Here is an 11,966-nt window from a genome sequence, read left to right on the forward strand (position 1 = left end):
TTCTGCCGTCGCGCCTTTGCAGGGGCGGCGGCACCTACCTATCATGCGCGCCAGCCATGACGCGCCATCGTTCCTATGACGTGCTCGATCCGGCATCCGTGCTGGGCGCTTATGCCGTTGGCGTGTTTCCGATGGCCGATGCCCGCGATGCGCCGGGCGTCTATTGGGTAGAGCCGCGGCGACGCGCCGTCCTGCCGCTGGACGGCTTTCACCTGTCCCGATCCCTGCGCAAGACGCTGCGTTCCGAACGTTTCAGGCTGACTGCCGATACGGCCTTTCAATCGGTCATCGCGCTATGTGCCGAAGCGGCCAGCGACCGGCCGGAAACCTGGATCAACCCGTCGATCGAGCGAGTCTTCCTGGAACTGCACGCTGCCGGCTTTGCCCATTCGATCGAATGCTGGGAGGGGCATCGCCTGGTAGGCGGCCTCTATGGCCTGGCGATTGGGCGCGCCTTTTTCGGCGAAAGCATGGTGAGCCGAACCGCCGACGCATCCAAGACCGCGCTGGCGGCGCTGGTGGCGCGGCTGCGCTTTGGCGGCTTCACCCTGCTGGACTGCCAGTTCATGACCGATCATCTCGCCTCGCTCGGCGCGATCGAGATCGACCGGGAGGACTATATGGCGTTGCTAGGCGACGCGCTGTCGGAGGTGCTTGGGCCATCCTCGGCACGCGGGGGCGGCTCCTGGCGTACCCCGGGGGCTGATTTCCGCGCGCTGGACGGTGGTGCGAGCACGTCGGTTTCCGGCCCCTTGTCCGGGAAGGACATCGTGCAGCTCTTGGGCCACACATCATAAATGGGGTGCTGCACCACGTTGAGCGTCGGCCGCTCCTTGTAGAGCCAGCCAGAAAAGGCCCGACGCCACTTTTCGTCGCTGCCGCGCACGTCGAGCTGGAGGAATGCGCCGGTCAGCTGCTCCTGCTCCCACGGGGCGGTACGCTCGCAGGCGCGCAGACGCACCACCGTGTCCCCCACACGCAGCGCCTGCCCCGGCTTCATGGTGAGATCGCGGCTGACGCCGTTGCGCTTGTTGAGCAGGCCGATCACGGCGCTGCGCTGCGCCATGGGCGTGCTGCCGGCATCCACCGGCGCTGCATCGCCCTCCACCGTCACGACATCGGACGGCGTATCGTCGTCCGCGGCGTTGGGCACCTGCTGGCTGGTCGCGGGCCGCGTATCGTCACCATCGCCGCCAAGCCAGCGCGCGCCTTGCCACGCACCAACCCCAAGCAATGCGGCAACGGCAAGCGCGCCGGCCGCGACCGCCGGCTTCACGCGTCGGGGCTCCACGCCTCGTAATCACCGGTCGCAGACTGGCGGTGACCGCCCTTTTCCAGTGCGCCGGTCGGCCGATACGCCTCCGGGGTGCCGGTCAGGTTCGGCCGCGCCGGCTTCTGCCACGCACGCGGCGGCGGCAGCGCACGCTCGGGCGCCGCATCCACATGGCGGTGCAGCCAGCTGAACCATTCCGGCGGCACGCGGCTGGCATCGTTCGCGCCATTGTAGATCACCCAGCGGCGCGGATTGCCCGCCGTGTCGCTGCCGCCCTCGTAATAGACGTTGCCAAGCGCGTCCTCGCCGATGCGCGTCTTGCCGCGCAAGCCGAACCAGGTGCCGATGGTGGCGCCGTTCCACCAGGTGAAGGGGTTAAGGTTGATGCCCATGTCGCCCGGCGCTTAGCGTCTGGCGCGCGCGGCTTCAATGGCATGTGACTCGAAGACGACCGGCAGAAGGCGCAACTCTCGCGGGACGGCGATGTCGACGGCCGGAAGCATACCCCAACGCTCGTGGAGCCAGCCCCCCCCCCCCGCCCAGCCCCCAAGCGGCGGGGGCGCCGCCGCTCACTTTGCCCAGGTGACCTTGTCGCCTTCCGCAATACCGAGCTCGGCCGAGCGGCCGCCGTTCAGCTCCAGCACCGCCGCGACCGGTTCGCCCGAAGGAACCTGCGCTTCCGAGAAGGGCACGGTATTCTCGGCGATGCGCGCGATGGTGCCATCGGCACGGATGAAGATGATGTCGAGCGGAGAGGGCGTGTTGCGCATCCAGAAGCTCGCCTCCCGCGGGCCGCCGCCTTCGGGCGGATAGGGTGCGAACAACATGCCGCCGTCCTTGGGAATGTCCGTCCGGTACATGAGGCCGCGCTGCTGCTTGGCGACCGTGTCGGCGATTTCCACCCGGAAGACGTGCCGTCCATTCGCGCTGGCGATGGTCACTTCGGTAAGCGGCGCCTGTGCCGCCTCATTTCCCGCAGTCGCCGCCGCATCGCGACCGGTACAGGCCGACGCGCCGATCAGCAGCGCCAGCGCCGCCAGGCCGTGAAGCTTCATTGGTTCAATTCTCCCGTACGACGCTGACCGCCATCGGCCCCTTGCGCCCGTCAACCACCCGCGCGCGCAGCCGCTCCTCGGGCAGGATCTCCGCGATGTCGCCGCGGCGCAGCGTTTCCATATGCACGAAGATATCGCCCGGCGCGCCATCCCGCACGAGAAAACCATATCCCTTCAGGCGATTGAACCACTTCACCGACACCGGCTCCCAATCGCCGGCTTCGTCGATCAGCGTCAGCGGGTCGACCCGGTTGACCGGCCGGGGGGCGGGCTCAACGGCGGTGGAGGTGTCGATCGTCAGGATTTCGCGCGCCTGATAGCCGCGCTCGCGCCGGATCGCGACGGCGCTGATCCGGGTGCCTTCCGGCAAGCTACGGCGGCCAAGCGGCTGAAGAACGGAAAAATGAATCAGCACATCGCCGATCTCCGCCTCATCGGGCACCAGGAAGCCGAAGCCGCGGGTCACGTCGAACCACTTCAGCGTGCCCGCAACGCGCACGCCATCATCCTCGCTCAGCAAGGCGCCAGTTTCATCACCGTCCTCAGGCGGGTCGCTGCGCATGTTCATCCATTCCCCCGGAAAAACACGCTAGCATGGTTGTCGCGCTGCACAACACGCAGAGTGGATACCGGTATCATTGATCGCCCTCCGGCACCTCTCCCGGTGCCGCCTGAACGATGCGCCGGGCGAGGGTGAAGGAATGACCTGCACGCAACATGGCCGCGATCTGCCGTTCGCGCGTGCGATCATCGGCCGGTACCTGCGCAAAGGGGCCGAAGCGGCGGCGGCGGGCAAGCGCCAGGGCGCTCGACAGGGCCTCGGCCGCGCTTTGCTCCAACACGGGCGCGGCATCGTCTTCCTCCACATGGGCCGCGCGCAGCGCCTGGGACACCCGTCGCACGCCATAGCCCCGGCGGGTGAGCGAACGCGCCCGCGCTTCGGCGAACAAACCGTCGTTGATGTAACCCAGGCCCGCCATCCGGTCCGCAAGCTCGGCCGGATCGACAGGGGCGCCGGTCCATCCCCGTTCCCGCACCTTTCGCGCAAGATAGCTCGCCAATTTGCCGCGCGTGGTGGCAAACCGCTCGACATAGCGCAACGCCAGCGCCTCCAGCTTGGCGGCGTCCAGCGGCGGCGGAGAGCGTCGATCGTTGGTCATCCGCCTTCTTGTTGCCACAGTGACATTGGAATTTGAACGTGGCGTTCTATCAGATGCCCGGCCCGGCACGTGGCCGTCCTGATAAGCGTCGGCGCCCCCGAGGCACCACGAGCGAGATTTTGAGCAAAACAAACATGACGAGCGCGACCCCGATCCCCACCCCGAGCAGCGATTCGAAGCCGCGCCGATTCGCCGACTTCGCCACGCTTGGCGAAGCGCTCGACTATGCGGCGCAGGGCGAGCGCGGGCTGAACTTCCACGATGCGCGCGGCACGCTGGTCCGCCCGTACCCGTTTCGCGAGCTGCAAACCGACGCGAAGGCGGCGGCGTTTCGCCTGATCGCCGCAGGGATCGCGCCTGGCGACCGCGTTGCGCTTGTTGCGGAAACCAGCGCGGAATTCGCCGCATTGTTCTTCGGCACCGTCTATGCCGGTGCCTGGCCGGTGCCGCTCCCCCTTCCGACGTCGTTTGGCGGCAAGGAATCCTATATCGACCAGCTTCGCGTGCAGCTGCAAAGCTGTGATCCGGTGATGCTGATCTATCCGCCGGAACTGTCGGAAATGGCCGGCGCCGCCGCGGCCGCGACCGGCACGACGGGCGTCGACTGGGGCGATCTGCTGTCGCGCGCGGCGGAGCCTGTGGCGCTGCCCGCGGCCTCTGGCGACGATATTGCCTATCTGCAATATTCCAGCGGCTCCACGCGCTTCCCGCATGGCGTAGCGATCACCCATCACGCGCTGCTGAACAATCTGGCGGCACATGCGCACGGCATGGAGCTGATCGAGAGCGACCGCTGCATTTCGTGGCTGCCCTGGTATCACGACATGGGTCTGGTCGGCTGCTTCCTGTCGCCGATCGCCAACCAGGTGTCGGTCGATTACCTGAAGACCGAGGATTTCGCGCGGCGCCCGCTCGCCTGGCTCGACCTCATCAGCCGCAATCCGGGCACCTCGATCAGCTATTCGCCGACCTTTGGCTACGATATCTGCGCGCGGCGCATGTCGAGCCAGACCAAGGCCGCCGACCGGTTCGACCTGTCGCGCTGGCGGCTCGCGGGCAATGGCGCCGACATGATCCGGCCCGACGTGATGCAGGGCTTCGTCGACGCCTTCGCGGATGCCGGTTTCCAAGCACGCGCCTTCCTCCCTTCTTACGGCCTCGCCGAGGCGACGCTCGCCGTGTCGATCATGCCGCCGGGCGAGGGCATTCGCGTTGAGCTGGTCGAGGAGACACAGCTTTCGGGCGTGCCCGCCGGGCAGGATCGTCCGCAGCGCTATCGCGCGATCGTCAATTGCGGCAAGCCGGTGCGCGACATGAAGGTGGAGATCCGCGAGGAAGACGGCACGCCGCTCCCCGAACGCGCGATCGGCAAGGTGTGGTGCAGCGGCCCATCGGTGATGGTCGGCTATTTCCGCGATCCCGAAGCGACCGACGCCTGCATGAAGGGCGGCTGGCTCGACACCGGCGACATGGGCTATCTCTCGGATGGCTATATCTACATCGTCGGTCGGGCGAAGGACATGATCATCGTCAACGGCCGCAACCATTGGCCGCAGGACATCGAATGGGCGGTGGAGCAGCTCCCCGGCTTCAAGCAGGGCGATATTGCCGCCTTCGCCATCACCACCCCAGGCGGCGAAGAGACGCCGGCAGTGCTGGTGCAGTGCCGCACCTCCGACGATGAGGAGCGCAGCCGCCTGCGAGACGAGATCCGCGATCGCGTGCGTGCGGTGACCGGCATGAACTGCGTAATCGAGCTGATCCCGCCGCGCACGCTGCCGCGCACGAGCTCGGGCAAGCTGAGCCGCGCCAAGGCGCGCAATCTGTATCTGTCGGGCGAAATCAAGCCTTACGCCGTCGCTGCCTGAGGCGCAGGGTTTGACCAGCGGCGGGGACATCTCCGCCGCCGCTTGCCATGCCCGATGGCGAGCACGGCGCAGCACACGGTTTCAGTTGAAGCTCACCCGAGCTGATCAGGACTACCCTTCCGGCGAAGGGTGGGCTTAGCCGCAAGGCAGTGGGAACGTGCGCTGCGCATGCCAAGTCTGTCGCCTGACCAGGCGACGGTCTTTTCAGAATTCTTGCGAAACTCTGCACGTCGTGCCTCGTCCTGGCATCCACCAAGCCGCAAACGTCAAACCTTTGGGTGCGCGGTGCAGTGGAACCCGGCAATGGGGCCGGGATGATGCGGATTATCGGCGCCGCCGAAGCGGTTCGCAAAGCTCCCAACTTGGGTCCGAAAGCCGATCACGATCACTGGAGCGCGCCGCCCGCCCGCGTTCAGGCGGCCTGCGCTTCCGTCGTACGCCGCCGCGCGCGTGCCTTGGCGGTCAGCACGATATGCCCGCGCTTTTCCTGCACCCAGCCTTGCCGGGTCAGGGCGTCAAGCGTCTGCTGACAATCCCCGCGCGAGATCATCAGATGCGGGCCTGCCGCCCGTGCCGAACCCAGGATGCGTTCTAACAGCTCAGCGGTGAGCCAAGCGCCGTCGTCTTGCTGACCCAATGCGACCCCCCCAAGGGTTTACGGCATGGTGGATATTATGGGGTAGGTGGACAGTGAGTCTTGACGCACGTCAAGCGATTCTCCGCGCTGGCGTGACTAAGCGCGCGGAATCCTCGTTGAATCGTGCGACGGAGGCGCCGCGACGATCGTCAGGCCGCCAAGGGCAGCATCTGGGCATCGCCGTCGCACAGCCAGCGGGCGCATTCCGGCCCCAGTTCCGCCCGCGCCCGCGACTCGTAAGCGGCGCTTTCGCTGACCGTCAGGACATCGCGCCAGCGGCCGTTCGTACCCTTGTTCATGAAGGATCGAGTGCCGTTCTCAAAGATCGCGCCGGCCATCGGCACAACGGCCTCTCCATGCCGCCGCATCCAGTCGAAGGTGCAATGCTCCACCTGCACGGGGAAGCGCGCCTCGTCGACGGCGATGCCGAGGAAGGCGGCAATCCGGCGCATCTCGCCCGGAAGATCACGCTTCAGATCTTCGAAATGCAGCATCAGCACGTTCGGGAGATGGCGGATCGCCCACCAGCTGCGCACATTCTCCCACAGGGACCAGAAAGGCGCGCCGTCCTGCGCAAACCAGGTGCGCCAGAAGGCGTGGACGTCATCGCCCGCCGGCGGGATCGGCGGCCCGACGCGGCCCGGCGTATCGTTGATCAGCGACAGCGCCTCGGGCGTGAAGGCGCGATAGTGGTTGTACAGGCTCCACGCCACGTCGCGCCCATCGCGGCCGACATAGATATATTTGGCCCGCGGCGAGAAGACGAGCGCGTCGACCGGCAGGTGCGTCTTCAGGAAACGGCGGTGGGACTGCGCTTCCAGCATCGGCAGCAGCACGTCCCGGCCGGGAATGCGCATGTCGACCCAGGGCGACAGCTCGGCAACGGCAAAGGCGGCGTCGCCGCCGGACAGCAGCTGGGCCACGATCTGCTGGGTCCAGGTTGTCCCCGACTTGCCGTAAGTGGAAACGATGATGTCGTCGTCACGAAAGGTGAAGTCGTTCCAGATCGTGGAATCGAAATGATGGTTCTGAAACTCGCGGGTCTTTACCGGCAGTGCGAAAGCATGGGTCATGATCGACTTCCCCTTGAAAGGAACGTCGATGGCTAATCATGAAGCGCGGCCAGCGTCAAAGCGACGCGATTTCACTTAATCGCGCCGCTTCAAATACTTGCACGTCGGTCGCAGCTTGGTCGCTGCTTATTGCGCCCGGTTTGCGACCAGATCGTCGACGACGCCCGGATCGGCCAGCGTGGACGTGTCGCCAAGGCTCTCCACCTCCCCTTCCGCGATCTTGCGCAGGATGCGGCGCATGATCTTGCCCGAGCGGGTCTTGGGCAGGCCAGGCGCGAACTGGATAGCGTCGGGGCTGGCGATCGGCCCGATTTCGCGGCGCACCCATTGGCGCAGCTCCGCCGCGAGGTCGTCGGACGCGGCAACGCCCGAGTTGAGCGTGACATAGGCGTAGATACCCTGTCCCTTCACGTCATGCGGCATGCCCACCACGGCCGCCTCCGCCACCTTGGGGTGGAGAACCAGCGCACTTTCCACCTCGGCGGTGCCCATGCGGTGGCCGGAAACGTTGAGCACGTCATCCACCCGGCCCGTGATCCAGTAATAACCGTCCTCGTCACGGCGGCACCCGTCGCCGGTGAAATATTTGCCGGGATAGGTCGTGAAATAGGTCTGGAAGAAGCGGTCGTGATCGCCCCAGACGGTGCGCATCTGCCCCGGCCAGCTCGCGGTGATGCACAGATTGCCGCTGACCGCGCCGTCCAGCACCTGGCCGTTCTCGTCCACCAATTGCGGGTGGACGCCCGGCAGCGGCTTGGTGGCGGAACCGGGCTTGAGATCGGTCGCCCCGGGGAGCGGGGCGATCAGCGCGCCACCGGTCTCCGTCTGCCACCAGGTGTCGACGATCGGGGAACGCCCCTCGCCCACCACTTCATGATACCAGCGCCACGCCTCCGGATTGATCGGCTCGCCTACCGTGCCGAGCAGCTTCAGGCTCTTGCGGCTGGTCGCCTTCACCGGTGCGTCTCCTTCCTTCATCAGCGCGCGCAGCGCCGTCGGCGCGGTGAACACGGTATGCACCTGATGCCGGTCGACCACCTGCCAGATGCGGCTCGCGTCCGGCCAGTTGGGCAGCCCTTCGTACATCAGCGTCGTGGCCCCGTTCGCCAGCGGGCCATAGATCACATACGTGTGCCCCGTGACCCAGCCGATGTCGGCCGCGCACCAGAAGACGTTGCCCGGCCGGTGATCGAACACGAGATCATGGGTAAAGCTGGCCCAGAGCAGATAGCCGCCGGTGGTGTGCAGCACACCCTTGGGCTTGCCCGTTGAACCGGAGGTGTAGAGGATGAACAGCGGATCCTCCGCCTTCATCGGCTCGGGCGCGCAATCGGCCGATACGTTGGCCGCGGCCTCGTGATACCAGACATCGCGATCATGCATCGGCACCTCGTCACCCGTCGCCTTGATGACGATTACCTTTTCCAGGCTGGGCGCACGCGGCGCGGCGGCGTCGACATTGGCCTTCAGCGGGATCCGCTTGCCACCACGCCGGCCGCAATCGGCCGTGATCACCACGCGCGAATCGCAATCCTGGATGCGGCCGGCCAGCGCGTCGGGCGAAAATCCGCCGAACACAACCGAATGAATTGCGCCGATCCGGGCGCAGGCGAGCAGCGCGAAGGCAGCCTCGGGGATCATCGGCAGGTAGATGGTGACCCGGTCGCCCTTGCCGACGCCCTCCCCCTTCAGGACATTGGCGAAGCGGCAAACCTCCTGGTGGAGCTGCGCATAGGTGTAGCGCCGGGGCTCCTCGCCCGGCTCGTCCGGTTCCCAGATGATCGCGGTCTGATCGCCGCGGGTCGCCAGGTGGCGGTCGAGGCAGTTGGCCGCGACGTTGAGCATGCCATCCTTGAACCAGCTGATCCCGAAGTCCGCCTCGTCGAATGACCATTCGCCTGCGACCGTCGGCGTCTTGATCCATTCGAGCCGCTGCGCCTGTTCCAGCCAGAAGGCGTCGGGATCAGCCGCTGCGGCCGCGTACATCGCCTCATAAGCGGCGAAATCGACCTTCGCCTCGGCGGCCCATTCGCTGGGCACGGGGTACAGCAGCTGCTCGGCCATGCATCATCTCCTTTTCCCGCCTGATGGCCGCGGGAAAGGAGGGTTGGCAACCGTCTTGGACGCGAAATCGCCCGCGACCGTCGAACGTCGCGGCATCACGTCAGGTCAGCGGATCTGCTCCAGCACACCGTCGATGACGAACTGCACCGCAAGCGCGGCCAGCAGCACGCCCAGCAGGCGCGTGATCACCGCCTCGATCTTGTGGCCCAGCAGGCGCATCAGCGGCCCCGCGGCAAGCAGCGCGGCGAGCGTCAGGAGCAGGATCGTGGCGAGCGCCGCCAGCACGACCAGCGATCGCTCCAGACCGTCGTTGCGCGCCATCAGCAGCATGACGCTGGCGATCGAGCCCGGCCCGGCGATCATCGGCATCGCCATGGGGAAGATCGAGACGTCTTCCGCCTCCTCCGGCGTGATGCTCGCAGCGCGATCCTCGCGGCGCTGGGTGCGCTTCTCGAACACCATTTCCAGCGCGATGAGGAACAGCATGACACCCCCGGCGATCCGGAACGACGCCAGCTCGATGCCAAGGCCCTTGAGCAGCTTTTCGCCGAACAGCGCGAAGACGAGGAGGATCGCCGCTGCCACGCCGACCGCCCGGATGGCCATGGTCCGGCGCTCGGCGATGCCGGCGCGGCTGGTCAGCCCGGCATAGATCGGCGCGCAGCCGGGCGGATCGATCACCACGAAGAAGGTGATGAGGGCGGAGATATAGAGTTCGATCATGAACGCTTCGGCCGCGGCGCGGGGACCTGATCGTCGATCACCGTTTCATAGCCAGTGCCTGTCCACAGCTGCACGGTGAAGCGATGTCCGCCCTCCGGCGCGACGCGCCAGTGCCACCGCAACGTGGCATCGGCGGAGACGCCGCCTTCATCGTCCGCTTCGGCATCGTGGGCCGGCGTTCCCGTGCAGGACGCCTGGCGCACCACCGGCTGTGCCATCCGAGCACGCGCGGCGGTCAGGTCAGCGCCATGGTCGAGCAGGAAGCGCCATGCGCCATCAGCCTGCCTGCGCCAGATAGTCGAAAAGTAGCTCGATCGGTCGCCGGGCCACAGCGCCCCGCCCGTATTCGCCGCGGTCGCGCCATCGCAGGAAACGAAGCTGGCGGTCGGCCACCAATCGACCGCCACCGGCGGATCCGGCACATCCTTCAGCGCGACGGCGACCGGATTCGGCGGCAGAAAGATCGCGTCCTTCGCCGCCCACTTCCGAAAAGCAGTCCACTGCCCCAGCTTCTGCGCGTCGGCGGCAAAGGCGCGTTCCGCATCTACCGCGGTCTGGGGCGCGGCACCCGCCAGCAGCAGAGCGAGCAGCACGCTCATATGTCCTGCGACAGGGAGACGCGCTCGCGGCGGGCGGCGGATACCAGGGTATTGCGCAGCAGGACCGCGATGGTCATCGGCCCCACTCCGCCGGGCACCGGGGTCATCGCGCCCGCCACCTCGGCGCAGGCCGGGTCGATGTCGCCGACCAGTCCCGTCTCGGTCCGATTGATACCCACGTCGATCAGGGTGGCGCCCGGCTTGATCCAGTCCGGCTTCACCATGCCCGCGCGGCCCACGGCGGCAACGACGATATCGGCCCGCTTCACCACATCAGGCAGATCACGGGTGCGCGAATGGGCGACGGTGACGGTGCAGCTGTCGCCGATCAGCAGCTGCGCCATCGGCTTGCCGACGATGTTGGAACGCCCGATAACCACCGCATCCTTGCCGGAAAGATCGCCCAGCACGTCGCGCAGGAGCAGGAGGCAGCCGAGCGGCGTGCACGGCACAAACCCCGGCAGGCCAGTCGCCAGCCGCCCGGCATTCACCGGATGGAAGCCGTCCACGTCCTTGTCGGGATTGATGCGCGTGATGATCGCGCTTTCGTTCAGGTGGCGCGGCAGCGGCAGTTGCACCAGAATGCCATCCACTGCCGGATCGGTGTTCAGCCGGTCGACCAGCGCCTCCAGCGCTTCCTGGCTGGTATCCGCCGACAGCCGGTGTTCGAAACTTTCCATGCCGGCGGCCACCGTCGCCTTGCCCTTCGAACGGACATAAACGGCGGATGCCGGATCTTCCCCCACCAGTACCACGGCAAGCCCCGGCTTGCGCCCCGCCTTGTCCATGATCTCCGCCGCGCCTTCGGCCACGCGTGCGCGCAGGCCGGCGGCAAATGCTTTTCCGTCGATGTTCCGTGCCGTCATGCCTGCTGGCCATAGAGGCTCGCAGCGATGCGCGCCAGCGCGGCGGGCTCGCCCATGACCAACAATCGCTTCAGCCGCGCCGTCTCGCCGCCGGTGATGCGTACCGCGCCGCGCGAGACGCCGAATGTCTTGGCCACCAGGGCGATCAGCGCCACGTTGGCGGCGCCATCGACCGGCGGCGCGCTGACCCGCGCCGCGAAATGTTCGGGCGGGCCAGGCTCCAGCGCGTCGCGTCCGCCGCGCGGCGTCAGGCGGACGGCGATGGCAAGGCCGTTATCGCCGATCCGCCACGCGCTCAGATGCCGCCCATCACGACGCTGGCCTGCACATTGTTCAGGATGATGGTGAGGACCGCGATCGCGATCAGCACCACCGCCGGTGCGAAATCGATGCCGCCCGTCTGCGGCAGGATGCGGCGGATCGGCCGGTACATCGGCTCGGTCAGGCGATCGAGGCCTTGATACAGCGAGCGGACGAAGTTGGACTGCATGTTGACGACGTTGAACGCGACCAGCAGCGACAACACGAACTGGATGACGATGACCCACCAGACCACGTTCAGCAGGACCTGAAGGATCTGGACGATGGTGAGCATCAACAAGGGCAATCTCCGTTCGGGTGTATCATTCCGTTAGCACAGTTGGGCAC

At 66.7% G+C, this 11,966-nt stretch carries 15 protein-coding genes and 1 pseudogene; 3 read left to right on the forward strand and 13 right to left on the reverse strand.

The genetic code is table 11. The annotated features are described in order from the left end of the window. Window positions 1-56 precede the first annotated feature (56 nt). Entirely contained in the window at window positions 57-797 is a 741-nt protein-coding gene (gene aat, locus BMX36_RS09305; RefSeq protein ID WP_093064649.1) for a leucyl/phenylalanyl-tRNA--protein transferase, read from the forward strand. Window positions 798-832: 35 nt separating this feature from the next. On the opposite strand, the pseudogene BMX36_RS22370 reads toward aat, so the two are convergent. Continuing rightward, a pseudogene (locus BMX36_RS22370) lies at window positions 833-1,000 on the reverse strand (DUF2155 domain-containing protein); the annotation flags it as partial. Between BMX36_RS22370 and BMX36_RS22375 the strand changes: the two are divergent. Further along, window positions 920-1,300 carry a hypothetical protein gene (locus BMX36_RS22375; protein WP_371262860.1) on the forward strand — a complete coding sequence of 127 codons (381 nt, stop codon included), beginning with the start codon at window positions 920-922 and terminating at the stop codon, window positions 1,298-1,300. The pseudogene BMX36_RS22370 and the gene BMX36_RS22375 sit on opposite strands and share 81 nt — an antisense overlap. On the opposite strand, the gene BMX36_RS09315 is transcribed toward BMX36_RS22375, so the two are convergent. The 4 genes from BMX36_RS09315 to BMX36_RS09330 form a co-directional block, all read right to left on the reverse strand. Continuing rightward, window positions 1,273-1,665, reverse strand: coding sequence for an NADH:ubiquinone oxidoreductase subunit NDUFA12 (locus BMX36_RS09315; protein WP_066775681.1), 393 nt, complete (start codon window positions 1,663-1,665; stop codon window positions 1,273-1,275). The genes BMX36_RS22375 and BMX36_RS09315 overlap by 28 nt on opposite strands. A 177-nt stretch (window positions 1,666-1,842) precedes the next feature. Next, on the reverse strand, window positions 1,843-2,328 hold the full coding sequence (locus BMX36_RS09320; protein WP_066778625.1) for a DUF192 domain-containing protein: 486 nt from the start codon (window positions 2,326-2,328) through the stop codon (window positions 1,843-1,845). A gap of 4 nt (window positions 2,329-2,332) precedes the next feature. Then, a complete protein-coding gene (locus BMX36_RS09325; RefSeq protein WP_093065443.1) occupies window positions 2,333-2,890 on the reverse strand; it encodes a cold-shock protein in 558 nt (185 codons plus the stop codon). Between the two features lie 73 nt (window positions 2,891-2,963). Further along, a complete protein-coding gene (locus tag BMX36_RS09330; protein WP_093064651.1) occupies window positions 2,964-3,488 on the reverse strand; it encodes a regulatory protein RecX in 525 nt (174 codons plus the stop codon). A gap of 134 nt (window positions 3,489-3,622) precedes the next feature. Between BMX36_RS09330 and BMX36_RS09335 the strand changes: the two genes are divergently transcribed. Next, the gene (locus tag BMX36_RS09335) at window positions 3,623-5,356 is read left to right on the forward strand and encodes a fatty acyl-AMP ligase (protein WP_177179074.1); all 1,734 of its coding nucleotides are present in this window, start codon (window positions 3,623-3,625) and stop codon (window positions 5,354-5,356) included. Between the two features lie 412 nt (window positions 5,357-5,768). On the opposite strand, the gene BMX36_RS21695 is transcribed toward BMX36_RS09335, so the two are convergent. The 8 genes from BMX36_RS21695 to BMX36_RS09375 form a co-directional block, all read right to left on the reverse strand. Beyond that, the gene (locus tag BMX36_RS21695; RefSeq protein ID WP_177179075.1) at window positions 5,769-5,906 is read right to left on the reverse strand and encodes a hypothetical protein; all 138 of its coding nucleotides are present in this window, start codon (window positions 5,904-5,906) and stop codon (window positions 5,769-5,771) included. Between the two features lie 236 nt (window positions 5,907-6,142). Beyond that, window positions 6,143-7,066 carry a sulfotransferase domain-containing protein gene (locus BMX36_RS09345; protein WP_093064653.1) on the reverse strand — a complete coding sequence of 308 codons (924 nt, stop codon included), beginning with the start codon at window positions 7,064-7,066 and terminating at the stop codon, window positions 6,143-6,145. A gap of 126 nt (window positions 7,067-7,192) precedes the next feature. Further along, on the reverse strand, window positions 7,193-9,130 hold the full coding sequence (gene acs, locus BMX36_RS09350; RefSeq protein WP_093064655.1) for an acetate--CoA ligase: 1,938 nt from the start codon (window positions 9,128-9,130) through the stop codon (window positions 7,193-7,195). A gap of 105 nt (window positions 9,131-9,235) precedes the next feature. Continuing rightward, window positions 9,236-9,853 carry a MarC family protein gene (locus BMX36_RS09355; RefSeq protein ID WP_066778613.1) on the reverse strand — a complete coding sequence of 206 codons (618 nt, stop codon included), beginning with the start codon at window positions 9,851-9,853 and terminating at the stop codon, window positions 9,236-9,238. After that, window positions 9,850-10,452 (reverse strand): hypothetical protein, encoded by a 603-nt coding sequence (locus BMX36_RS09360; RefSeq protein ID WP_256210711.1) that lies wholly within the window; start codon window positions 10,450-10,452, stop codon window positions 9,850-9,852. Before BMX36_RS09360 ends, BMX36_RS09355 begins: the two co-directional genes overlap by 4 nt. Next, the gene (folD, locus tag BMX36_RS09365; protein WP_066778607.1) at window positions 10,449-11,318 is read right to left on the reverse strand and encodes a bifunctional methylenetetrahydrofolate dehydrogenase/methenyltetrahydrofolate cyclohydrolase FolD; all 870 of its coding nucleotides are present in this window, start codon (window positions 11,316-11,318) and stop codon (window positions 10,449-10,451) included. Before folD ends, BMX36_RS09360 begins: the two co-directional genes overlap by 4 nt. Then, the gene (locus BMX36_RS09370; protein ID WP_093065449.1) at window positions 11,315-11,617 is read right to left on the reverse strand and encodes a DUF167 domain-containing protein; all 303 of its coding nucleotides are present in this window, start codon (window positions 11,615-11,617) and stop codon (window positions 11,315-11,317) included. The genes folD and BMX36_RS09370 overlap by 4 nt, the downstream gene beginning before the upstream one ends. Next, the gene (locus tag BMX36_RS09375) at window positions 11,614-11,913 is read right to left on the reverse strand and encodes a YggT family protein (protein ID WP_066778606.1); all 300 of its coding nucleotides are present in this window, start codon (window positions 11,911-11,913) and stop codon (window positions 11,614-11,616) included. Before BMX36_RS09375 ends, BMX36_RS09370 begins: the two co-directional genes overlap by 4 nt. Window positions 11,914-11,966 lie beyond the last annotated feature (53 nt).

It is taken from the genome of Sphingomonas sp. OV641 (assembly GCF_900109205.1).
In the GTDB taxonomy this organism is placed as follows: domain Bacteria; phylum Pseudomonadota; class Alphaproteobacteria; order Sphingomonadales; family Sphingomonadaceae; genus Sphingomonas.

Coding starts and splice junctions, on each gene's coding strand:
- BMX36_RS09325 (WP_093065443.1), bottom strand. CDS start 2,890: ATGCGCAGCGACCCGCCTGAGGACGGTGATGAAACTGGCGCCTTGCTG.
- BMX36_RS09375 (WP_066778606.1), bottom strand. CDS start 11,913: ATGCTCACCATCGTCCAGATCCTTCAGGTCCTGCTGAACGTGGTCTGG.
- BMX36_RS09330 (WP_093064651.1), bottom strand. CDS start 3,488: ATGACCAACGATCGACGCTCTCCGCCGCCGCTGGACGCCGCCAAGCTG.
- BMX36_RS09320 (WP_066778625.1), bottom strand. CDS start 2,328: ATGAAGCTTCACGGCCTGGCGGCGCTGGCGCTGCTGATCGGCGCGTCG.
- BMX36_RS09355 (WP_066778613.1), bottom strand. CDS start 9,853: ATGATCGAACTCTATATCTCCGCCCTCATCACCTTCTTCGTGGTGATC.
- BMX36_RS21695 (WP_177179075.1), bottom strand. CDS start 5,906: ATGATCTCGCGCGGGGATTGTCAGCAGACGCTTGACGCCCTGACCCGG.
- BMX36_RS09360 (WP_256210711.1), bottom strand. CDS start 10,452: ATGAGCGTGCTGCTCGCTCTGCTGCTGGCGGGTGCCGCGCCCCAGACC.
- acs (WP_093064655.1), bottom strand. CDS start 9,130: ATGGCCGAGCAGCTGCTGTACCCCGTGCCCAGCGAATGGGCCGCCGAG.
- BMX36_RS09345 (WP_093064653.1), bottom strand. CDS start 7,066: ATGACCCATGCTTTCGCACTGCCGGTAAAGACCCGCGAGTTTCAGAAC.
- BMX36_RS09315 (WP_066775681.1), bottom strand. CDS start 1,665: ATGGGCATCAACCTTAACCCCTTCACCTGGTGGAACGGCGCCACCATC.
- aat (WP_093064649.1), top strand. CDS start 57: ATGACGCGCCATCGTTCCTATGACGTGCTCGATCCGGCATCCGTGCTG.
- folD (WP_066778607.1), bottom strand. CDS start 11,318: ATGACGGCACGGAACATCGACGGAAAAGCATTTGCCGCCGGCCTGCGC.
- BMX36_RS09335 (WP_177179074.1), top strand. CDS start 3,623: ATGACGAGCGCGACCCCGATCCCCACCCCGAGCAGCGATTCGAAGCCG.